This window comes from Pseudonocardia halophobica, from assembly GCF_027922425.1.
In the GTDB taxonomy this organism is placed as follows: domain Bacteria; phylum Actinomycetota; class Actinomycetes; order Mycobacteriales; family Pseudonocardiaceae; genus Pseudonocardia; species Pseudonocardia halophobica.
The window spans coordinates 1-21,187 of the sequence record NZ_BSFQ01000017.1; the positions used below are offsets into that span (position 1 = coordinate 1).

Consider the following 21,187-nt stretch of genomic DNA (forward strand, 5'->3'; position numbering starts at 1 on the left):
GCGCGGCCCCCCCGAGCCCCCCCACCCCGCCGACGCGCTCGCCGCCGGCGGCGACCCCGACACCCTCTTCCCGCCGCGCCCGGGCTCCCGGTGCGCCGCGTGCGACGTCCGCCGGCACTGCCCCGAGGGGCAGGCCGCCGGGCCGGCGGCGGCGCCGTGGGACGACCTGGTCCCGTGACGGCCGCGCGGACCCGGGCGCGCCGGGGCCGGGGCCTGCCCGGACGCGTGCTGCGCGGCACCTCCGGGGTCCTGGCCGCCGGGCTGGTCGGGCTGTTCGTGGTCCTCCTGGCGGGCTGGGCATTCACCACCCGGACCGGCTCCGCGGGGCCGGGCACGGGGATGCTCGTCGGGCACGGCCTGGCTGCGGCCGCCGCCGTCGTCGCGCAGGTGGTGGCGGACCGGCGGGACGGGCGCAGCGGCGCCCTCGCCGCCTGGCTGGCGATCGCGATCGCCGCCGCGGTGCTCGGGGGGTACTGGTTGTTCTGAGCGGCTCGTGCCGCTCGTTGGTCCGTCGCGCCGCCTGCTTCGGTACTCGACCCACCCGGGGCGGACCTCGCACACGGTCGCGGGCCTCGCACATCCCTTGCGGCCGGGGGTCACGACCACCTGCGGCCCGGTGTGGCGCAGGGAGGGGGTGGATCAGGTGGCCGGGACGGAGACCGAGGGCGGTGCGGGAATGCTGTTCAGGTCGTCGACCAGCTGGTTCGTGGCCTGGAAGAGCACGACCATGCCGTAGATCCCCATCGCCAGGCCGATCGCGGACAGGGCGACGCCGATCGTCGTGCCGATCTTGTTGGTGGCCCGGCCCTTGCGGAGCCGGCCGACCCCGGCGAGCCCGAGGGCCAGGCCCACGATCCCCAGGATGATCGCGACGAACCCGGTCAGCGGGATCAGGCCGAACAGGATCGCGATCGGACCGAGGACCACGGCCGCCAGGCCGAGGCCGTTGCGGGCCTCCCGGGCGGGCGTCGCGACCATCGGAGCGGGCACCGGAGCGGACATCCATGCCGGGTTCGGGGCGAGCATCGCCGGCGCGGACGCGGGCATCCCCGGCGCCGGCTTCGCCGACCCGGCCGCATGCACCGCCGACCCGACGGCGTGCACCCCCGACCCGACCGCGTGCACCGCCGACGCACCCGCGGGCGCGACGGGCATGGCCGCGACCATTGCCGCGGAGGTGGTGTGGGGGCCGTACTGCGCCATGGCCGGCTCGACCGGCCGCGGCATCCGCCCACCACCCGCCTGCGACGGCAGCGGGTACTGCCCGTTGGTGCGCTGCGTCGGGACGGCGGGGCGAGGGGGGTACGGCGTCCGCGAGCGCAGCGGCGTGCCGGGCTGCGCGGGGGCGGCGGGCGGCATCTCCGGAAGACCAGCCGGCGTGGTGGGCCGGGCGTGCCGGCCGGTGACCCAGGCACCGGTCGACGCGGCCGGGCGGGAGGGGGCGGCGTGCCGGCCGGAGCGGGTGGCGGAGCGCGGGAACGAGGTGGTCACGCTGCCCTCATCGGGCGTCTGCGCTGCTCCGTTTCGCCCACTGTGCGGGCATCGTCAGTCTTGACGACGCGCGAGGTCTCGCGACCATCTTTGTCCTGACATACTGTCGTTCCATGACGATCCCCTCGCTCACGATGCTCGACGGCCGCGAGGTCCCGGCGGTCGGCTTCGGCACCTACCCGCACGCCGGCGACGACTCCCGGACCACCGCGAGCTCCGCCCTCGACGCCGGCTACCGGCTCCTCGACACCGCGCTGCGGTACGAGAACGAGCAGGGGGTCGGGCGCGCCGTCCGCGAGTACGACCTGCCGCGTGAGGAGATCCTCGTCGCGACGAAGCTCGCCGGCCGCCACCACGGCTACGAAGAGACCCTCAAGGGCTTCCAGGAGTCCCTCGACAACCTCGGCCTGGACTACGTCGACCTCTACCTCGTCCACTGGCCGCTGCCGCGCCTGGACAAGTACGTGGACAGCTGGAAGGCGATGATCCGGCTGCGCGAGGAGGGGCTGGTCCGGTCGATCGGCGTCTCGAACTTCACCGAGGCCCACCTGCGCCGGCTGGTCGACGAGACCGGCGTGGTGCCGGCGATGAACCAGGTCGAGATGCACCCGTACTTCCCGCAGGCCGCGCTGCGCGAGGTGCACGCCGAGCTCGGCGTCGTCACCGAGAGCTGGAGCCCGATGGGCCGCGGCGAGCTGCTGGCCGAACCGACCGTCGTGCGCATTGCCGAGGCCCACGGCGTCACCCCGGCGCAGGCGATCCTGCGCTGGCACGTGCAGCTCGGCGCGGTGCCGATCCCGAAGTCCGCGGACCCGGAGCGGCAGCGCACCAACCTCGACCTGTTCGGCTTCGAGCTCTCCGACGACGAGATGGCGGCCCTGTCCGCGCTCGAGCGCGGCCGGATCTGGGACCAGGACCCGGAGACCTACGAGGAGTTCTAGAGCGGCCGCAGGGCCACGAGCTCACCGCCGCGCTGCTCGTAGAGCATCCCGCCCTGCGCGGCGAGCAGGACCTTCCCGGTGTACCCGGCTCGGTCCACCGGGATCGTCCGCTCGACCGTGCCGCGCAGCGGGTCGACGACGGCGATCCCCGCCGGCACGGGGACCAGCCAGCCGCCCGCGTAGGCCGTGCCGGGACCGAGTGTGCCGCGCAACGTCCAGACGGGCGCGAGGCCGGTCCGGTCCAGCGCGATCGTCCGCGAGCCGCTCCACCAGTAGGTGCGGGCGGTGTCGCTCGCGGTGGCGCCGATCCCGTCCGCGGGCGGGGCGATCTCCGACTCGGGGACGTCCAGCCCGATCAGGCCCACCTGGTTGCCGCTGCGGTCGAGGATCTGCAGTTCCGGCGGCCCCGGCAGCAGCACGGCCTCCCGGTCCACCGACACCGCGAGCAGCTGCGCACCGCGGGCGGAGAGCTGCGTCGAGAACTCGACGTTCGGGGTGTCGGCGTCGCCGGAGCCGTCCGGGCGCAGCACGGTGAGCCGGTCTCCGCTGTCGGCGGCGCAGTTCTCGATCACGCCGAGCCGCCCGCTGCCCAGGGCGAGCGAGGTGTAGCTGCACCCCGGCCGCGGCTGTCGGCCCGGCTGGGCGGGCGCGACGACGGCGCCGTACTGGGCGGTCGTGACCAGGTCCGACCGCATCGTCTCGATGTAGTCCCGGCTGTTGGCCGACACCACACTGCCGGCGGCGAGCAGGCGCGCGCCGGGCCGGACGTCGAGGTTCGCGGCCGGCCCGCGGGTGCCGAGGTCCGCGTCTAGCGCGGTCAGCTCGCTGCACCACTCGCCGGAGTCGTCCTGGTAGAGGGCGAGGGCCCGGCCGAAGCCCTCGGCGACCGTACACAGCGGGCGGTCCCGGGTGTACCGCCAGCGTTCGGCACCCGTGGTCGCGTCCCGCCCGACGACGGTCCCGCCGTCCGCCGTCACGACCCCCGGACCGACGACGACGGGGACGGGCGCGGCGCCGCTCGCCGCGCGCCAGGCCTCCGCGAACCCGGCGGGCACGGCGGTGGCCGCCGCGGGGGCCGCGCCCGGTGCCGTGGCCGGGACGGACCCGGTCTCGGCCGCCGGGCTGCGCGTCCCGTAGACGACGGCGACCACGACCAGCACGAGAACGAGGAACGCCGCCGCCGCGAGATCCCCGCGGCGGCGGCGTACCGGAACGTCTCGTCGGGCGCGCAGCACCCGGCCGAACCTACCGGCGGCTCAGCTGGCCGCGGCGTCCGGCTCGGCGCGCTCGGCGCCGCCCTCGGTGGTGGTGGCGGTGCCGCCCTCGCCCCCGGAGCGGCGGCGACCACCGCGACGACGGCGGCGGCGCGGCTTGGCCGGGTCCTCGCCGTCCGTGCCGGTGGCCGCCTCGTCGACCTCGGCGGGCGCGTCGGCGGGCTCGGCGCCCTCCTCGGCCGCCGGGCGGGCCCCGGCGGGACCCGCGACCGGGACGCCGTTGCGGCGCCGGGTGCGCTGACGCTCGCGACGCGGCTTGGCGGTCCGCTCCTCGCGGCCCTTGCGCTTGCGGCCGCCGTGGTCGCCCTCGGTGTCGACGTACTCCGCGTCGAGGCCCGCGCGGGTGCGCTTGCTCAGCGGCAGCCGGCCGGTCACGTCCGTGGGGACGTCGAGGTCGGAGTACAGGTGGTCCGAGGTGGAGTAGGTCTCGACCGGCTCGTCGATCCCCAGGTCCAGCTCCTCGGAGACGAGCTTCCAGCGCGGGATCTCGTCCCAGTCGACGAGGGTGACCGCCACGCCCTCCTTGCCGGCGCGGCCGGTGCGGCCGATCCGGTGGACGTAGGTCTTGGTGTCCTCGGGGCACTGGTAGTTGATGACGTGCGTGACGTCCGTGACGTCGATGCCGCGGGCCGCGACGTCCGTGGCGACCAGCACGTCCACCTTGCCCGAGCGGAACGCGCGCAGCGCCTGCTCGCGGGCGCCCTGGCCCAGGTCGCCGTGCACGGCCGCGGCGGCGAACCCGCGCTCGGCCAGGTCGTCCGCGACGCGCTGCACGGTGCGCTTGGTCCGGGCGAAGATCATCGTGAGGCCGCGCTCGCGGGCCTGCAGCACCCGGGTGACCAGCTCGACCTTGTCCATCGCGTGCGCGCGGTAGACGAACTGCTTGGTGCGCTCGTGGACCGAGCCCTGGTCCGCCTCCTCCGCCCGGATGTGCGTGGGACGCGTGAGGAAGGTGCGGGAGAGCTGGATGATCGGGCCCGGCATGGTCGCCGAGAAGAGCATCGTGTGCCGCTCGTCCGGCAGCATCCGCATGATCCGCTCGACGTCGGGCAGGAAGCCCAGGTCGAGCATCTCGTCGGCCTCGTCGAGGACCAGGGCCGTGACCCGGCCGAGGACGAGGTGCCGCTGCTCGGCGAGGTCGAGCAGCCGGCCGGGCGTGCCGACGACCACGTCGACGCCCTTGCGCAGCGCGGCGAGCTGCGGCTCGTAGGCCCGGCCGCCGTAGATGGCGGTGACCCGGATGCCGAGGTGCTTGCCGGCGTCGGCCAGGTCCTGCGCGACCTGCACGCACAGCTCGCGCGTCGGGACGACGACGAGGGCCTGCGGGACGTCCTTCTCCCGGTCCGCGGCCTCGCCCTCGGCGGTCGCGGCCGGCTGCTCGGACGGCGGCGTGACGCGCTGCAGCAGCGGGACGCCGAAGCCCAGCGTCTTGCCCATGCCGGTGCGGGCCTGGCCGATCACGTCCTCGCCGGCCAGGGCCAGCGGGAGGGTGAGCTCCTGGATCGCGAAGGTGCGCTCGATGCCGGCCTCGGCCAGCGCCCGCACGATCTCGGGGCGGACGCCCAGCTCGGCGAAGGTGGGGGCCTCGGGCTTGACCGGGGCGCCCGCCTGCAGCGGGTGCGCCTCCTCGGTGGCGTCGGCGTCGACCGTCTCGGCCGGCGCCGGCGCGGTGTTCGGTTCGGTGGTCTCGGGGGTCTCGTTCTGGACGGACAGTGAAATCGCCTCTCTCCGCGTACAGGAGCCCTGCACCGGCTCGTCGACCACGCGCTCGGGGAGCCGCGTGGGAGAGCCGTCGAGGCGCTGTACGCACCAGGTCGTGTTGCGCGCCGGTGAGTCGGGCGCCCGGTGGCGCCGACCCGTTACCCGGCGGGTGTCGCAGTCGGTCCGCGCTGCGCATCGGTTCCCGACGACCCCTGTGGTCACGGACCGATCTGCTGCGCGCACGTGCATCATACCCCGGGGGTGCCGCCCGGGTCAGCGTCGCCGCCGTCACGCCGGGGTGACGTGCACCGCCGACGGGCGGGCGACCCGACCGGACGACTAGGCTCGACGACCATGACGGGCGAGGCCGCGGACGGCGCCGGCAGCACGGTCGGGACCGGCGAGAACGCTGGTCGCACCCCTCTCGACGCCACCTCGCGCGCGGCCGTCGTCGACCTGCTGGGGGCGCTGGCCTACGGCGAGCTCTCGGCCTTCGACCGCCTCGCGGAGGACGCCCGCACCGCCCCCACGCTGACCGGGCGCGCCGCGCTGTCCGCGATGGCCGCCGCCGAGATGGGGCACTTCCGGCTGCTCGAGGACCACCTGCGCGGGCTCGACGTGGCCGTCGAGGAGGCCATGGCGCCGTTCGTCGCGGGGGTGGACGCCTACCACGCCACCACCCGCCCGCGGACCTGGCTGGAGTCGCTGGTCAAGGCCTACGTGGGCGACGGGCTGGCCGCGGACTTCTACCGCGAGGTCGCCGGCTGGGTCGACCCGGCGACCGCGGATCTGGTCCGCACGGTGCTGGCCGACACCGGGCACAGCGCCTTCGCCGAGCGCGAGGTGCACGCGGCCTGCGCGGCGAACCGCCAGGTCCGGGACCGGCTGGCGCTGTGGGGCCGCCGGCTGCTCGGCGAGGCGGTCACCCAGGCGCAGCACATCGTGGCCGAGCGGGACGAGCTGGCGGACTTCATCGTCCGCGGCTCCGGCGACATCGCGGGCATCGGCGCCCTGATCAAGCGCCTGCAGAGCAACCACGGCAAGCGCATGTCCGCCCTCGGCCTGTCGTGATCGCCGTTCGCCCCTGGCGGACTCGGCCGGGCCGCGGCACGGCGCTCGACTAGCCTGGGCCGCGCCGGTTGGCCCGCACGCCCGCCGGGAAGGCAGAGAGAGTCATCCACCCGCACGTCACCTGGAGGTCCCCGGTGGAGGTCAAGATCGGCATCGCGGAGAGCCCGCGGGAGCTCGTGGTGTCCAGCGACCAGACGTCGGACGAGGTCGAGAAGCTCGTCGGCGAGGCGCTCAAGGCCGGCGACGGCACGCTGACGCTCGTCGACGACAAGGGGCGCAAGTACGTCGTTCCCTCCGCCCGGATCTCCTACGTCGAGATCGCGCCGTCCTCGGCGACCCGGGTCGGCTTCGGCGCCTGACGGGCACCCGCAGCTCCCGGACGGCACTCCCGCGCCGCGGCGCGGGAGTGCCGTTCGTGTGTCAGTGCCGTTGGTGTGTCCGGGGGATTCAGTCCGTGTCCGGCGCGGGCGGCTCGTCGAGCGGGAACGGCGGGGTGCCGACGCCGGTGAGCCGGTAGCGGTCCCACAGGTCGACGTCGCCGATCCGCCCCTCCGCCCGCCCCCTCGGGGTGACGACCAGGACGTCCGCGGCCTTGCCGCCCAGCAGGGCCGAGAGCTCCTCGTTCCGGTCGACACGCCCGAACCAGTGGAGCTGCCCGTCGTGCGGCTCGGTGTGGGCCTCGACCCGGACCCGGACCTCGACGGGTGTGCCGGCGACGGTGAGCGTGGCGGGGCCGGAGTAGCCCTCGTCGTGCTCGTGCTCGTGCTCGTGCTCGTGCTCGTGCTCGTGCTCGTGCTCGGGGGAGTGGGTCTCGGTGGTGAGCACCTGCTCACGCGCCATCGCCGGCCTCCTTCGGGAAGATGTGCAGCACGGGCGCGGTCTCCTCGCCCGTCTCGTCGCGGCTCTCCGCCGCGGCCTCCGCGGGCGCGTCGCCGAGGATCCCGGCGGCCCCGTCCCAGATCAGCGCGGTGAGGTAGCGGGTCAGGTCCTCGCGGCTCATCGTGCGGCGCTCGAGCCACCAGTCGCCGGCGCTCTGCACCATCCCGACCAGGCCGTGCGCCCAGGCCTCCGCCGCGCCCGAGTCCCTCCCGGCGGAGCGCAGCTTCGCACCGATCAGCTGGGCGAGCAGCCGCGCGATCTGCTCGCGGACGTCCTCGACGATCTCCGTGCCCGGTTGGCGTTCGGCCGGGTTGTGCACCACGAACCGCCAGAGCTCGGGCTCCTCCTCGATGCCGGCGAGGAACGCGTCGATCACGGCGGCGATCTGGTGCTGCGGCCCGGTGTCCGCGGCGAGCGCGGGGGCCATCCGCTCCATGAGCCACTCCGCCGCGCGCAGGCCGACGGCGCGCTGCAGGTCGGCGCGATCGTCGAAGTAGCGGTAGAGCACGGGCTTGGTGATCCCGGCGCTCGCCGCCATCTCGGCCACCGACACGGCCGCGCCGTGCTCGCGGACGGCCGCCATGGCCGCCTCGACCATCTCCGCGCGGCGCGCGGCGCGGCGGTCGCGGGCGTTCCTCTTGACAGGTCCGTCGTTCTGCGGCACGTTACCAGTGGTAACAGTTACCGGCGGTAACAGCAAGCGTCTCGACGGAGAGGAGCGGGCGGGTGTCGCTCAGGAGGACCCGGGGCACGGTCCCGGCGGGAACACGGGTGCTGGTCACCGGTGCCGCGGGCGGGTTCGGCGCCCCCACGGTCGCGCGGCTGCGCGAGCAGGGCGCGCGGGTGGTCGGCCTCGACCGGAGTGCGGGTGACGGCGTGCTCGCCTGCGACATCACCGACCCGCAGGCGGTGGAGCGGACCGTGGCGGAGGCGGTCCGCACCCTCGGCGGCCTCGACGCCGTCGTCCACTACGCGGGCATCGGCATCCCGAACGACGCCGGCGGCCCCCTCGAGCCCGACGCGCTGAAGGTCATCGACACGAACCTGCTCGGCGCCTGGCGGGTCACCAGCGCGGCGCTGCCCGCGCTGCTCGACGGGCCGGGCAAGGGCCGCGTGGTGTTCGTGGCCAGCGAGCTGGCCTACGTCACCCTGCCCTTCCTGTCGGCCTACAGCGTGGCGAAGCGGGGGATGTCCGCCTACGCCGACGCGCTGCGCCTCGAGTACGGCTACGCGCAGGACGGCACCGGCCTGCACGTCACGACCGTCTACCCCGGCTACGTGCGGACCCCGATCCACGAGGCCGGCCGGGAGGTCGGGCTGTCGCTCGAGGGCCAGGTCCGCCGCGAGGAGGTCGAGGACATCGTGCGCACCGTCGTCGGGGCGCTCGCCGCGCCGCGGCCGCCGCGCGACACCGCCGGCACCCTCGCCGGCCAGGCCGAGCTGTGGGTCGGCCGGCACGCGCCCGGACTGCTGGGCCGCGGCGTCGTCCGGCGGATCCGGCAGCAGGCCGCCGCGGGCCGCTTCGACTCCTCCCCGGTCGCCGCGGGCCTGATCCGCCGGTTCACCGGGCGGGCCGTCCCCGCCGTGACCACCGCCGACCGCACCCCCGAGAGGAGCGCGTCATGACCGCCCCCGCCGTGCGCAAGCCGGTGCAGGACCGCGAGGCCACGGCCGAGCGGCTGCTGAGGTCCTCGGTAGAGAAGTCCTACGAGCCGCACCTGGACATCGACTGGGACGCCCCGCTGGTCGACGGGCTGTGGGGCATCCCGCCGCACCGGTCGTCGCTCCACGGCACCGCGCTGTGGGACGGGCTGACCGAGGAGCAGCGCCGCACGCTGACGATCCACGAGGTCTGCAGCGTGGCCCGCATCGGGCTGTGGTTCGAGATCATCCTGATGCAGATGCTGCTGCGCTACGCCTACGACCGCGACCCGCGCCGTGCGCACATCCAGTACGCGCTCACCGAGATCGCCGACGAGTGCCGGCACTCGATCATGTTCGCGAAGATGACCGAGCGGTACGGCGTGCCGGACTACGCGCCGTCGGGGCTGACCCACAACCTGGGTCGCCTGTTCAAGACGGTCGGCTACGGCCCGGCGATGTTCGGCGGCACCCTGTTCGTCGAGGAGATCCTGGACCGCTTCCAGCGCGAGTCGATGCGCGACGAGACGGTGCAGCCGCTGACCCGGATGGTCAACCGGATCCACGTGACCGAGGAGGCCCGGCACGTCCGCTACGCCCGCGAGGAGCTGCAGCGGATCATGCCGAGGACCACCCGGGCACAGCGCGAGATCGGCCGCTACCTGCTGGCCCGCATCGCGTTCGTCGTGGCGCGGAACCTGATCCACCCGGACGTCTACGCGTCCGTCGGGATCGACCCCGAGATCGGCCGGAAGGCCGCGCTGGCGAACCCGCACTGGCAGGAGTCGCTGCGCTGGTCGGCGGCCAAGTGCGTCGAGTTCCTGCGCGACCAGGGCCTGATCGGCGGCCCGACCGAGCTGCTGTGGAAGAAGGCGTACCTCGTATGACGACCGTTCAGGGCGCCGACGGCACGCCGCTGCACGTCGTCGAGTCCGGCCGGGCCGACGCCCCGGTCACGGTGGTGCTCGCGCACGGCTGGACCCTCGACGAGCGGTGCTGGGCACCCGTCGCCGAGTCGCTGGCGGCCGGCGACGTCCGCGTCGTCCGCTACGACCATCGCGGGCACGGCCGCTCCGGCGCCGTCGACCCCGCGACGATGACGCTCGACCAGCTGGCCGACGACCTGGCCGCGCTGATCGGGCAGGTCGCGCCCCGCGGCCCACTGGTGCTGGCCGGGCACTCGATGGGCGGCATGACCACGATGGCCCTCGCCGACCGCCATCCCGACCTGGTCGAGGACCGGGTGGCGGGCCTGGCCCTGGTCGCGACGGCGAGCGGTGGACTGGGCGGGCAGACCTTCGGCATGCCGTCGGCGGCGTTCGAGCTGGTGCGGGCGGCGGAGAAGAAGCTGTACGCGTCGAAGGGCTGGTCCACCCGCCGGGCGCTGAGCCGGCACCCGAAGCTGCTGTCGCCGGCCATGCGCTGGCTGCTCCTCGGGCCCGACGCCGGCAGGCAGGCGCTGCGGATCACCACGGCCTCGGTCTCCGAGTGCCGGCCGTTGACCGTCTCCGGCTTCCGGCCCACGCTGGAGGCGCACGAGCGCGACGCCGCCCTGGCCCTGTACTCGCGGGTCCCGGCGCACGTCATGGTCGGGACGCGGGACCGGCTCACCCCGCCGCGCTACTCCCGGCGGATCCGGGAGGGCCTGCCCGCGGCCCAGCTGACGGTCTTCCCCGACGCCGGGCACATGCTGCCCGTCGAGCGCACCGCGGGCGTGGCGGGCCGGATCGCCGCGCTGGCGCGGACCGCGGCCGGGACCCGGGCCGCCTGAACGTCGTCCGATCGTCGCGGCGCCTGGCGTGCCCCCGCCGGCGTCGCGCCGGTCGGGCGGCCCGGCCGACCGGCCGCCCCGGGGCTCTCAGGGCGGCCGGTCCCCGGGGCCGGCCGGCGCGCAGAGCTACTGCGCAGACCTACTGCGCAGGGCTGCGGCGCAGGACTACTGCGCGGCCTGCTCGTGGACCAGCGGGAAGCCCGCCAGTCCCTTCCACGCCAGGGCGGACATCAGCGCGACCGCCTCGTCCCGCGGGATCGTCTGCTCGGAGTCGAGCCAGTACTGCGCGGTGACCTGGCTCAGCCCGACGAGGCCGACGGCCAGCAGCCGGGCCCGCTCGCCGTCGATCCCCGCGTCCTCGGTGACGACGGCCGCGACGGCGTCGATGCACTTGGTGAGGGCGCCGTCGACCAATGCCGCGGCCTCGGGCTCGCCGCGCAGGTCCGACTCGAAGACCAGCCGGTAGGCGTGGCCCTCGCCGGCCACGAAGTCGAAGTAGGCCGCCACCGCGGCGTGCACGCGCTCGCGGTTGTCCTGGGTGTGGTTGATGGCCTCCCGCACCCGGTTGACCAGCTCGTCCGCGTACGTCGTGAGCAGGGCCCGGTAGAGCTCGAGCTTGCCGGGGAAGTGCTGGTAGAGGACCGGCTTGCTGACCCCGGCCTTCTCGGCGATGTCGTCCATCGCCGCCGCGTGGTAGCCCTGGGCCGCGAACACGTCCCGCGCCGCCACCAGGAGCTGGGCCCGGCGGGCGCTCCGCGAGAGCCGGGTCCCGCGCGCGGGCATGTGGGTCGGTCCGGACGCCGCCGTTGCCGCCTCGCTCATCGTGCTCCCCTTCGGTACCGCTGTCGTGCCGGGTCACCTTACCCGCCGGTAGCCACGTACGTGGGACGACGCGTGCCGCGAAACGTGCGGCGCGTCACCGGCGGGCGCCGACCTACCCCTGGCCGTGCCCCGCGACGACGCTGCGGAAACCGCGCAACCGCAAGCTGTTGGCGACCACGAACACCGAGCTGAACGCCATCGCGGCCCCCGCGATCATCGGGTTGAGCAGCCCGAGCGCGGCCAGGGGGAGGGCCGCGACGTTGTAGGCGAACGCCCAGAACAGGTTGCCGCGGATGGTGCCGAGGGTGCGGCGGGCCAGCCGGATCGCGTCGACCGCCGCGAGCAGGTCGCCGCGCACGAGGGTCAGGTCGCTCGCCTCGATCGCCACGTCCGTCCCGGTGCCCATCGCGAGCCCGAGGTCGGCGGTGGCGAGGGCGGCGGCGTCGTTCACGCCGTCGCCGACCATCGCGACCGAGCGGCCCTCGGCCTGCAGCCGGCGCACGGCGGCGACCTTCTCCTCGGGCAGCACGTCGGCGATCACGTCCGCCGGGTCGATCCCGGCCTCCGCGGCCACGGAGCGGGCCGCGGCCTCGTTGTCGCCGGTGAGCAGGATCGGAGTCAGCCCGAGGTCGCGCAGCCGCCGGACGGCCTCGGCGCTGGTCGGCTTGAGCGAGTCCGCCACCACGAGCACGCCGCGCGCCCGGCCGTCCCAGCTCACGCACACCGCGGTCCGTCCGGCCGCCTCGGCCCGCTCGCGGGCCTCGACCAGCTCGGGCGGCAGCTCGATGCCGTACTCGGCGAGCAGCGCGGGCCGCCCGACCAGGACCGCGTGTGCCACGACCCGGCCGGCGCCGCCCGCCGGCGTGATCGGGGACGTGCCGGTGGCGGCCCGGAGTGGGGCGGGCAGGCCGGGGAGCTGCGCGAGCTCCGCCACCACGCCCTGCACACCGAGCCCGGGCCGGTTCTCGAAGTCCGAGACGCCGGGCAGCCCGCCGAACCGTTCGCGCCCGGCCGCGGCGACCGCGTGCGCGACGGGGTGCTCGGAGCCGTCCTCGACCGCCGCGGCCAGCCGCAGCACCTGCTCCACGGTCTCCCGCCCGGCGGGGTGCACCTCCAGCAGGCGCATCCGCCCGCTCGTCACCGTGCCGGTCTTGTCCAGGACCACGGTGTCGACGCGGCGGGTGGACTCGAGGACCTCCGGGCCCTTGATGAGCACGCCGAGCTGGGCGCCCCGCCCGGTCCCGACCAGCAGCGCCGTGGGCGTGGCCAGGCCGAGCGCACAGGGGCAGGCGATGATCAGCACCGCGACGGCGGCGGTGAACGCGGCCGTGGCGCCGGCCCCGGTGCCCAGCCAGAACCCCAGGGTGCCGACGGCCAGCGCGATCACGATCGGCACGAAGACGCCGGAGATCCGATCGGCCAGCCGCTGGACGGCCGCCTTGCCGTTCTGGGCCTCCTCGACGAGCGCGGCCATCCGGGCGAGCTGGGTGTCGGCGCCGACCCGGGTCGCCCGCACGACCAGCCGGCCGCCTGAGTTCACGCACCCGCCGACCACGCCGGAACCGGGGGAGACCTCGGCCGGCACGGACTCGCCGGTGATCATCGAGACGTCGACGGCCGACGTCCCCTCCTCGACCTCGCCGTCCGTGGCGACCTTCTCGCCGGGCCGGACCACGAACCGGTCCCCGACCTTCAGCTGCTCGACCGGGACCCGGATCTCCGTGTCGCCGCGGAGCACGGACACCTCGCGGGCGCCGAGCTCGAGCAGGGCGCGCAGCGCGGCCCCGGCGGTGCGCTTGGAACGGGCCTCGAAGTATCGGCCCGCCAGGATGAACATCGTGACGCCGGCCGCGACCTCGAGGTAGATCGCGTCGGCGCCGCCGCCGGGGGCGACGGTGAGCTCGAACGGGTGCCGCATGCCCGGCACACCCGCCCCGCCCCACAGCAGCGCGTACAACGACCAGGCCAGCGCGGCGAGCGTGCCCAGCGAGACGAGCGTGTCCATGGTCGCGGCGCCGTGCCGCAGGTTCGTCCAGGTCGCCCGGTGGAAGGGCAGCGCCCCCCACACGACGACGGGCGCCGCCAGCGTCAGCGAGATCCACTGCCAGTAGGTGAACTGCAGGGCCGGGACCATCGCGAGCACGATCACCGGGATCGCCAGCACGGCGCTGACCGTCAGCCGGTTCCGCAGGTCGCGGGCGTGCCGCGCGGCCGGGTCCTCGCGCTCCTCCGCCGCGGCGGGCGGCGCGGGCAGCTCGGCGGTGTACCCGGCGGCCTCGACGGTGGCGACCAGCTCCTCCGGCGTGACGCCCTCGGCGTAGCTGACCGTCGCCTTCTCGGTCGCATAGTTCACCGACGCCGTGACGCCGTCCATCTTGTTGAGCTTGCGCTCGACCCGGTTGGCGCAGGACGCGCACGTCATGCCGCCGATCGCGAGCTCGATCCGCAGGTCGGGAGCGCTGCCCGTGCCGGCCCCCGGGGTGGTCGGCGCGCTCATCGGGCACCTCCCGTCGTGGTCGTGGCGGCGCCGGTCGTCGGGACGGTGAAGTCCACCGTGTGGATCTCACCCGCGTGCCGGAACCGGAGGAAGAGGCGGTAGGTCCCCTCCGTCGGAACAGTGGTCGTGAACGCGATGCCCGGGCCGGACCGGTCGCCGGGTTCCGCGCGGGTCTGCGCGGTGACCGGGGTGTAGGCCAGGTCGCCGGCGCGCAGCGCGACGAGGTCGCCGAAGGCTCCGCGCTCCGGTTCGAGGTCGGTGACGGCCCGCCCGTCGAGGCTCACCGTCGCGAAGACGGCCGACTCCGCACCGGCGCGCAGGTCGCCGTCGATGCGCACCTGGTAGCCGCCGACCTGGGCGGCCCGCGCGACCGGGAACTCCAGCGGAGCGAAGTCCCCCGGCGCGAAGACGTCCGTGCCCAGCACGGTCGGCGTGCCGCCCTCCGGGGTGAACTCGGCGAGGATCCGCCAGGTCCCGGCGGTGGGCAGCCGGACGGGAGCGCGCCACGTGCCGTCCGCCGTCATCTCGGGGTGGGCGACCTGCAGGCCCGCGCCGTCCCGCCGGACGACGAGCAGCCGCAGCGCCGAGCCGTCTTCCCGCGGGGTGAAGGCGGTGACCGCCCGCCCGTCCGGCCCGGTGACGGCGAAGGCGAGGTCGGACGAGCGCTCGGCGGCGAGCGCCGTGGTCGCGGGAACGAGCGTGTACCCGCCCGCGGTGGCGGCCAGGCCGTCCGTGCCCGCGCGGGCCTCCGTGGTGCCGGAGCCCATGTCCATGCCGGTGTGGGCGCCCGCGGGACTCTCGGCCGTGACGGCGGCCGGCGTGGTGGGGGCGACGGAGGGCCGGGCGAGCGAGCCCGCGCCCCACGCCGCACCGAAGACCACGCCGAGAACCCCGACGTAGGTCCCGAGACGTACCGCCGTGAGCATGCCCTCTTCCTTCCGCCGACCTTCCGCCCGGCAGGTCGAAGATACCAGCGGGGGGTATGCGTCGCCGGACCCGGGGGCCGGGGTGGGGTGCGTCACGGGCCCGCTGACCAGCCTCGACGGCGGTGCGACGGTCGGGAGTGGCCGGAGGCCCGCCGTTCTTGCCATCCTCGACACGTGGTCTCTCTCTCGCTGCCGCTCGTTCACCCGCGGTTCGCCCCGGCGTCGTCGCGGGCGCCGATGGGCGACCCCGGTGACCCCGGCACGCTGCCCCCGCTGCCGGCGCACCTGCCGGCCTGGCCGGGACGGCACGTCACGGCGGGCGGCGTGACGCTGCACGTGCGGGAGACGCCGAGGGGCGGGCCGGAGGGAGGGCCTGCGACCGTCGGGGCGGACGCCGTCTACGTGCACGGACTCTCCGGCTCGGCCACCAACTGGACGGACATCGCGGGCCTGCTCGCGCCGCGGGTCGCGGGCACCGCCGTCGACCTGCCGGGGTTCGGCTACACGGAGCCGGTTCCGTCCTGCGACTACAGTCCCGCCGGGCACGCGGACGCGCTGCTGTGCTGGCTCGCCGGCCGGGGCCGTCCGGTGCACCTGCTGGGGAACTCGCTCGGCGGCGTCGTCGCGATGCTCGTCGCCGCCCGGCGGCCGGAGCTGGTGCGCACGCTCACGCTCGTCTCGCCCGCGATGCCGGACCGGCGGCCGGACCCCCGGCGGATGTCCGACCCGCGGATGGCCCTGGCCTGGATCCCCGGCCTGGGCAGCAGGGCCCGTGCCCAGCTCGCCGCGATGACCCCGCGGGCCCGTGCCGAGGCGACGATGCGGCTCTGCTTCGGCGACCCCACCCGGGCCACGGACGTACGGCTGGAGGAGACGGCCGAGGAGATCCGCGCCCGGGGTCGCCAGCCGTGGGCCGGGCGGGCGATCGACCGGACCGCGTTCGGGATGTTCCGCAGCTGGATGGGGCCAGGGCTGTGGCGCGCCGCCGCGCGTGTCCCGGTTCCCACGCTGGTGCTGTGGGGCGACCGGGACCGGCTCGTCGCGCCCCGGCTCGCGGTGCGGACGGCCCGCACGTTCCCCGACGGACGCCTCGTGATGCTCGACGGCGTGGGGCACATCGCACAGATCGAGACCCCGGACCGGGTCGCCGCCGCCGTCGGGGCGTTCTGGGACTCGCTCGGGGATGGGAACATGTCCGGCGACGGACGTGTTGCGGCAAGGGACCGCTGAAGATGCGCAGGGAGTTGTGGACATGGCGCTACCGCCGCTCGTGGAGCCGGCCGCCGAACTGACCAAGGACGAGGTGGAGCGGTACAGCCGCCACCTGATCATCCCGGACGTCGGGATGGCCGGTCAGAAGCGACTGAAGAACGCGAAGGTGCTGGTCGTGGGCGCCGGCGGGCTGGGTTCGCCCGCGCTGCTGTACCTGGCGGCCGCGGGTGTGGGCACGCTCGGGATCGTCGAGTTCGACGAGGTCGACGCGTCGAACCTGCAGCGCCAGATCATCCACGGCCAGTCGGACGTCGGGCGCTCGAAGGCCGAGTCGGCGCGGGACTCCATCAAGGAGGTCAACCCGTACGTCGAGGTGCGCCTGCACCAGACGCGGCTGGACTCGTCCAACGTGCTGGAGATCTTCGCCGACTACGACCTGATCCTGGACGGCACGGACAACTTCGCCACCCGGTACCTGGTGAACGACGCCGCGGTGCTGTCCGGCAAGCCGTACGTGTGGGGCTCGATCTTCCGGTTCGAGGGCCAGGCGTCGGTGTTCTGGGAGGACGCCCCCAACGGGCAGGGCCTCAACTACCGCGACCTCTACCCGGAGCCACCGCCCCCCGGCATGGTGCCGTCGTGCGCCGAGGGTGGCGTGCTGGGCGTGCTGTGCGCGTCGATCGGCTCGATCATGGTCAACGAGGCCATCAAGCTGATCACCGGCATCGGCGAGCCGATCCTCGGCCGGCTGGTCATCTACGACGCCCTCGAGATGACCTACCGCCAGGTCAAGGTGCGCAAGGACCCGGACACTCCGAAGATCACCGAGCTGATCGACTACGAGGCGTTCTGCGGGACCGTGTCCGACGACGCGCAGCAGGCCGCGGCCGGCAACACGATCACCGCGCTCGAGCTCAAGGAGATGATCGACGCGGGCAAGGACTTCGCGCTGATCGACGTCCGCGAGCAGAACGAGTGGGACATCGTCAACATCCCCGGCGCCACCCTGATCCCGAAGGACAGGATCCTGTCGGGTGAGGTGCTGTCCGAGCTGCCGCAGGACAAGCCGATCGTGCTGCACTGCAAGTCCGGCGCCCGTTCCGCCGAGGCCCTCGCGGTGCTGCACAAGGCCGGCTTCGCCGACGCCGTGCACGTCGGCGGCGGCGTCCTGGCCTGGGTGAAGCAGGTCGAGCCGGACAAGCCGACCTACTGATCCCACCCGCCGCATTCGGCTCACACCGCCCGGCCCGGTTTTCACCGGACCGGGCGGTGCCGTATTTCCGGGGCTTCTCGGTGCTCCCGCGGGCGTCGCGGACCGTGATCAACTCGAGGCGACCGGGTGTCGGTGGCGCGCGGAACGGAGCAGCGTCGCGGCCGCGTCGCTGACCCCCCGTGAGCGGCTCCGCTCCGATGAGGACGGTCGTAGGATCCCGCGCCGTAGCATCTCGTTCCCCGGCGGCAGGTGATCATCCGCCGGGGCGAGGGGGTGCCGGGTGGTGGGTCCGCGGGCGGATGGTGACGCAGGTCGAGAGCCGTCCGATGTGGTCTGCGCGCTGCCCGGCTGCGGTGCGGCGATCGAACCCGTCGTCGGCCGCCCGGAGCGGAAGTACTGCTCGACGGCGCACCGGGCGGCGATGCGGCGGCTGCGCCGGGCGGCCGCCCATGCCGCGCAGGACCCCCGTGTGATGGAGACGTTGCCGTGGTTGCGCGAGCCTACTGCTCCGGAGCCGGCGCTCCCGGGCCCGTCGGCGGCGGTCGTCGTCCCGCGGCCCCGGCCACCGGCCGCGGCCGGCCGGTCGCGGTGGACGCGGGTGCTCGCCCGGCGCCGTCGTGCGGTCGCGGTGCTCGCGGCCACGGCGGTGCTGGTCGGCGGGTACGCGCTGACCGTGGCGTCGTCGGCCGGGCAGGCGCCGCAGGGCGTCGTCGCGGGGCCGACGTCGGCCGAGCAGTGGGCGAGCCGGGCGGAGTTGTTGCTGGTCGGGGTGAACCGGCAGCTCGACGTGCTCGCGCGGACCGAGCAGAGGTGGAACGCCAGCGAGGCGGCCCGCACCGGCACCCCGCCCTCCGCGGTGCGCCGGCTGCAGCAGCGGCGCCAGCTCCTCGAACGGCAGCGCGCCACGCTGCAGGCCCAGCTCGAGAGCTACCGGGAGCTGGAGCGCAGCGCGGACGAGCTGGAGCGAGCCGAGGCGCAGCTCGCGGCGATCGAGAAGCTGCTGGCCGCGGACCCGGCCGGGGACCAGGCGTGGTCGACCGCCCTCGCGGCGCAACGCGACCTGCGGATCCGGCAGCGCGACGGCCTCCGGCAGCAGGTCGAGGCGCTGCGCACCGGCGTCGACACCGCCTCCCGCACGCCGCTGCCCGATCCCGCGGTGGAGGAGGCCCGCACCGACCGCGTCTCCGCGGAGGTGCTCGACGCCGCCGAAGGACGGCCCGCACCGGGCCCCACACCCGGGCTGCACACCCAGCCCCCGGTCGCGCAGGCCCGGGACGAGGAGGAGGACCGGCCGGCCGCCGTCGTCGGCACGAGCGGGCCGCCGGATCCGCGCGGCCCGGTCGACGAGACCGCGGAGCGGGACCGCGGGCGCGGGGCCCGGTCCGGTGGGGCCGTGCGCTCCGTCGGCCGGGAGGCGGGCGACGCGGTCGGATCCGGCGGGCGCGGGGCCGGACGGGCTGTCGGCTCCGCGGGGCGCGGCGCCGGCGACGGGGTCGGCCGGGCCGGGCGGGCCGCGGGTGAGGGTGTGGGCCGGACCGGGGAGGACGCCGGCCGGGCGGTCGGGTCGGTCGGCCGGGCCGCCGGGGCCGGACCGGCGGGTGAGGGTGCCGGGCGTGCGGTCGAATCCGGGTCGCGCGGGGCCGGGGAGGCCGTCGGCGCAGTCGGTGAGGGCGGCGGCGAGGCGGTCGGGTCGACGGCCGAGGGCGTCGGCGATGGTGCCGGCGCGACGGCGACCGGCGCCGGCAACGCCCTCGACCAGGCCGGACGGGGTCGGGTCGGCGGAGCGGCCGGCGCGCTGTCCGAGGGCGCCGCTGAGGGCGTCGGGTCGGTGGGGCCGGGCGCCTCGGACGGGGTCGACGCCGTCGGATCGGCCGCCGGGCGGGGCGTGGGCGCGCTCGGCAGCGGCGGGAGCGACGTGGTCCGCGAGCTGGGTGGGGTCGCGGGGGCGGGGACGAAGGCGGGTTCTGCGCCGGCCGCCGACGCACCCGCCTCGGCCGAGCGTCCCGCCACCTCCGCCGACGCACCGGCTGCGTCGCCCCTCCTGGCTGCGGCCGGTGCACCCCTCGTGTCACCCGCGCCTGCCGAGGGCACTGGGAGACCCGCCCTCTCGCCTCGCCCGGCCGAGGGCAGGCCTGCCGCAGAAGCTGTGACGTCCGACGTGGCCGACGCCCCCGCTCGGGTGCTCGCGGCGGCGGTCGACGCAGCCGCCGCGGCTGCCCCGGCCGGAGCGGTCTCCCCGGCGGACTCGCCTGCGCAGGTGGTGGCGGCAGCGGTCGAAGCGGCGGCTGCTGCTGCACCCGCCGAGCCTGGAGCAGCCTCCCTGGCGGACTCGCCCGCTCAGGTGCTCGCGGCGGCGCTCAGTGCGGCCCCTGTTGCTGCGCCCGCCGGGCCTGAAGATGTCTCGCCGGCCGGTTCGCCCGCTCGGCTGCTGGCGGCGGCGGTCGATGCGGCTGTTGCTGCTGCGCCGGCCGGGCCCGGAGGGGTCTCGCCGGCCGGCTCGCCCGCCCACGTGCTGGCCTTGCCCGAGGGTCCTGCGGTCGGGGCGGCAGCCGCCGCTGTACCGATGGGGATCGTCGGTGCGGACGGCTCGGTCCCGGCAGGCCTCGCGGCGGCCGGCGTGCCGGTCGAGGGCGTGGGCGAACCTGCCGGTGGCGAGGGCGGCTCGGCCTTCGGCTCGGCTCCCGCGGCCGCAGGGCTCGCGGGGCTGGGTGGTGTGCCGGTCGCCGGCGTCGGCCGATCCGCGAGCGAGGAGGGCGGCTCCGCTCCGGCCGGGCCCGCGGTGACGGGCGGCCTGGCTGCGGCACGTCCCGCGGCGGGAGCGGCACCTGCAACGCCGGCCATGTCGGCGGAGGGGTCGAGCATCGCGTCCGCGGCGGCAGGACCTGCGGCCCGGTCGACGACCGGCGGGACCGGCGCACCGTACGTGGAGGACGCGCTGCACGAGGTCGATCGTCGCGCCGCGGCCGAGGCGGCCCCGGCGCCGAGCGGGCGGGCCTTGTCCTCCGGCGCGCCCGACACGGCCGCCCCGTCCACCGCCGCGATGCGCGAGGCGGTCGAGCGATCGGCCGCGTCCGGTGGTCGGGCTCCGGCCGCGTCGCAGGCCGACCGCAGCACCCCGGAGCAGCGCCGTGCCACGTGGGCCGCCGAGGAGCAGCAGGCTCGTGCCTCGCGGTCCACCGGCGGCTCGTCGGAGGCTGCCGCTCGCGAGGCCGTCGCGCGCGAGTTCACCCGGGCCCACGGCGGGGGCGAGCGGCAGCCGGAGTCTGCTCGCTCGTCCTCGGTCGACTCGCGCGCTCGCGACGTGGCCCTGCGTTCGGCCGCCGAGCGCGCGGGGCACGACGGCTCCGAGCGCTCCGCCTCGCCCTCCTCACGGACCCGCACCTCCGACCCGGCCGCTCGGGCCCGGAGCAGCTGGGCCTCCCACACGTCCCGGTCGGACCGCGAGAGCGCCCCCGAACGAGCCCGCGCCGCACGCCGGACCGACGCGGCTCCCGACGCCCACTCCGACCGCGAACGCACACACCGCGAGCGCTCGGACCGCTCGGACCGGTCGGACCGGGGCAGCGCATCCCGGAGCTCCGGCGACGACCACGACAGCAGGTCGCACCGCTCGTCCCGCTCATACGAGGACCACTCGCACCCCCACGACCGGAGCTCCCACGACCACCGCGACCCCATCGACCACGACTAGCTCGCACCAGATTCCTTGCCCTGGCACGAGCCCCGCACCCCGGACGCGGCCCCGGCC

The 21,187-nt window shown here is 75.7% G+C and carries 18 protein-coding genes; 10 read left to right on the plus strand and 8 right to left on the minus strand.

The genetic code is table 11. From position 1 onward, the window contains the following. Positions 1–174: 174 nt before the first annotated feature. Positions 175–486: a hypothetical protein gene (locus tag PKE99_RS19775; RefSeq protein WP_051737052.1), complete on the plus strand. Its 312-nt coding sequence runs from the start codon at positions 175–177 to the stop codon at positions 484–486. 153 nt (positions 487–639) lie between these two features. Here the strand turns inward: PKE99_RS19775 and PKE99_RS19780 are convergent, their stop codons facing one another. After that, on the minus strand, positions 640–1,491 hold the full coding sequence (locus tag PKE99_RS19780) for an ABC transporter permease (RefSeq protein ID WP_051737051.1): 852 nt from the start codon (positions 1,489–1,491) through the stop codon (positions 640–642). Between the two features lie 113 nt (positions 1,492–1,604). Here PKE99_RS19780 and PKE99_RS19785 point away from each other — a divergent pair, with 113 nt between their 5' ends. After that, on the plus strand, positions 1,605–2,432 hold the full coding sequence (locus tag PKE99_RS19785) for an aldo/keto reductase (RefSeq protein WP_037042832.1): 828 nt from the start codon (positions 1,605–1,607) through the stop codon (positions 2,430–2,432). On the opposite strand, the gene PKE99_RS19790 is transcribed toward PKE99_RS19785, so the two are convergent. Both PKE99_RS19790 and PKE99_RS19795 read right to left on the minus strand, forming a co-directional pair. Then, positions 2,429–3,667, minus strand: a complete 1,239-nt coding sequence (locus PKE99_RS19790; RefSeq protein ID WP_156067340.1) for an Rv3212 family protein — start codon at positions 3,665–3,667, stop codon at positions 2,429–2,431. The two genes, PKE99_RS19785 and PKE99_RS19790, sit on opposite strands and share 4 nt — an antisense overlap. Positions 3,668–3,688: 21 nt before the next feature. Then, positions 3,689–5,470, minus strand: coding sequence for a DEAD/DEAH box helicase (locus tag PKE99_RS19795; protein WP_271214898.1), 1,782 nt, complete (start codon positions 5,468–5,470; stop codon positions 3,689–3,691). A gap of 291 nt (positions 5,471–5,761) precedes the next feature. On the opposite strand from PKE99_RS19795, the gene PKE99_RS19800 reads away from it, so the two are divergent. Next, positions 5,762–6,478, plus strand: a complete 717-nt coding sequence (locus PKE99_RS19800; RefSeq protein ID WP_081923919.1) for a ferritin-like fold-containing protein — start codon at positions 5,762–5,764, stop codon at positions 6,476–6,478. 134 nt (positions 6,479–6,612) lie between these two features. After that, complete coding sequence (locus PKE99_RS19805) at positions 6,613–6,837, plus strand: DUF3107 domain-containing protein (RefSeq protein WP_037042828.1); 225 nt, start codon at positions 6,613–6,615, stop codon at positions 6,835–6,837. A gap of 88 nt (positions 6,838–6,925) precedes the next feature. Here the strand turns inward: PKE99_RS19805 and PKE99_RS19810 are convergent, their stop codons facing one another. Both PKE99_RS19810 and PKE99_RS19815 read right to left on the minus strand, forming a co-directional pair. After that, positions 6,926–7,318 carry a DUF4873 domain-containing protein gene (locus tag PKE99_RS19810; RefSeq protein WP_081923918.1) on the minus strand — a complete coding sequence of 131 codons (393 nt, stop codon included), beginning with the start codon at positions 7,316–7,318 and terminating at the stop codon, positions 6,926–6,928. After that, a complete protein-coding gene (locus tag PKE99_RS19815) occupies positions 7,308–8,021 on the minus strand; it encodes a TetR family transcriptional regulator (RefSeq protein ID WP_231498117.1) in 714 nt (237 codons plus the stop codon). The genes PKE99_RS19810 and PKE99_RS19815 overlap by 11 nt, the downstream gene beginning before the upstream one ends. A gap of 62 nt (positions 8,022–8,083) precedes the next feature. On the opposite strand from PKE99_RS19815, the gene PKE99_RS19820 reads away from it, so the two are divergent. Genes PKE99_RS19820 through PKE99_RS19830 form a run of 3 tightly spaced genes read left to right on the plus strand, consistent with a single transcriptional unit; the run spans position 8,084 to position 10,769 of the window. Then, positions 8,084–8,983 (plus strand): SDR family NAD(P)-dependent oxidoreductase, encoded by a 900-nt coding sequence (locus PKE99_RS19820; protein WP_063739691.1) that lies wholly within the window; start codon positions 8,084–8,086, stop codon positions 8,981–8,983. After that, a complete protein-coding gene (locus PKE99_RS19825; protein WP_037042826.1) occupies positions 8,980–9,885 on the plus strand; it encodes an AurF N-oxygenase family protein in 906 nt (301 codons plus the stop codon). Before PKE99_RS19820 ends, PKE99_RS19825 begins: the two co-directional genes overlap by 4 nt. After that, the gene (locus PKE99_RS19830; RefSeq protein WP_037042824.1) at positions 9,882–10,769 is read left to right on the plus strand and encodes an alpha/beta fold hydrolase; all 888 of its coding nucleotides are present in this window, start codon (positions 9,882–9,884) and stop codon (positions 10,767–10,769) included. The genes PKE99_RS19825 and PKE99_RS19830 overlap by 4 nt, the downstream gene beginning before the upstream one ends. 165 nt (positions 10,770–10,934) lie before the next feature. Here PKE99_RS19830 and PKE99_RS19835 read toward each other — a convergent pair whose 3' ends face one another. The 3 genes from PKE99_RS19835 to PKE99_RS19845 all read right to left on the minus strand — a co-directional run bounded on the left by PKE99_RS19835 (position 10,935) and on the right by PKE99_RS19845 (position 15,014). Then, complete coding sequence (locus PKE99_RS19835; protein WP_051737050.1) at positions 10,935–11,591, minus strand: TetR/AcrR family transcriptional regulator; 657 nt, start codon at positions 11,589–11,591, stop codon at positions 10,935–10,937. 112 nt (positions 11,592–11,703) lie between these two features. Beyond that, positions 11,704–14,088 (minus strand): heavy metal translocating P-type ATPase, encoded by a 2,385-nt coding sequence (locus tag PKE99_RS19840; RefSeq protein ID WP_051737049.1) that lies wholly within the window; start codon positions 14,086–14,088, stop codon positions 11,704–11,706. Beyond that, positions 14,085–15,014, minus strand: a complete 930-nt coding sequence (locus PKE99_RS19845; RefSeq protein ID WP_037042820.1) for a DUF8832 domain-containing protein — start codon at positions 15,012–15,014, stop codon at positions 14,085–14,087. Before PKE99_RS19845 ends, PKE99_RS19840 begins: the two co-directional genes overlap by 4 nt. A gap of 174 nt (positions 15,015–15,188) precedes the next feature. On the opposite strand from PKE99_RS19845, the gene PKE99_RS19850 reads away from it, so the two are divergent. From PKE99_RS19850 to PKE99_RS19860, 3 genes are all read left to right on the plus strand, one after another. Continuing rightward, positions 15,189–16,244: an alpha/beta fold hydrolase gene (locus PKE99_RS19850; protein ID WP_231498116.1), complete on the plus strand. Its 1,056-nt coding sequence runs from the start codon at positions 15,189–15,191 to the stop codon at positions 16,242–16,244. Between the two features lie 22 nt (positions 16,245–16,266). Then, a complete protein-coding gene (gene moeZ / locus PKE99_RS19855) occupies positions 16,267–17,439 on the plus strand; it encodes an adenylyltransferase/sulfurtransferase MoeZ (RefSeq protein WP_037042818.1) in 1,173 nt (390 codons plus the stop codon). A gap of 328 nt (positions 17,440–17,767) precedes the next feature. Beyond that, positions 17,768–21,130, plus strand: a complete 3,363-nt coding sequence (locus tag PKE99_RS19860) for a hypothetical protein (RefSeq protein WP_037042816.1) — start codon at positions 17,768–17,770, stop codon at positions 21,128–21,130. Positions 21,131–21,187: the final 57 nt, after the last annotated feature.

Coding starts and splice junctions, on each gene's coding strand:
- PKE99_RS19785 (WP_037042832.1), top strand. CDS start 1,605: ATGACGATCCCCTCGCTCACGATGCTCGACGGCCGCGAGGTCCCGGCG.
- PKE99_RS19800 (WP_081923919.1), top strand. CDS start 5,762: ATGACGGGCGAGGCCGCGGACGGCGCCGGCAGCACGGTCGGGACCGGC.
- PKE99_RS19810 (WP_081923918.1), bottom strand. CDS start 7,318: ATGGCGCGTGAGCAGGTGCTCACCACCGAGACCCACTCCCCCGAGCAC.
- PKE99_RS19825 (WP_037042826.1), top strand. CDS start 8,980: ATGACCGCCCCCGCCGTGCGCAAGCCGGTGCAGGACCGCGAGGCCACG.
- PKE99_RS19830 (WP_037042824.1), top strand. CDS start 9,882: ATGACGACCGTTCAGGGCGCCGACGGCACGCCGCTGCACGTCGTCGAG.
- PKE99_RS19835 (WP_051737050.1), bottom strand. CDS start 11,591: ATGAGCGAGGCGGCAACGGCGGCGTCCGGACCGACCCACATGCCCGCG.
- PKE99_RS19840 (WP_051737049.1), bottom strand. CDS start 14,088: ATGAGCGCGCCGACCACCCCGGGGGCCGGCACGGGCAGCGCTCCCGAC.
- PKE99_RS19845 (WP_037042820.1), bottom strand. CDS start 15,014: ATGCTCACGGCGGTACGTCTCGGGACCTACGTCGGGGTTCTCGGCGTG.
- moeZ (WP_037042818.1), top strand. CDS start 16,267: ATGGCGCTACCGCCGCTCGTGGAGCCGGCCGCCGAACTGACCAAGGAC.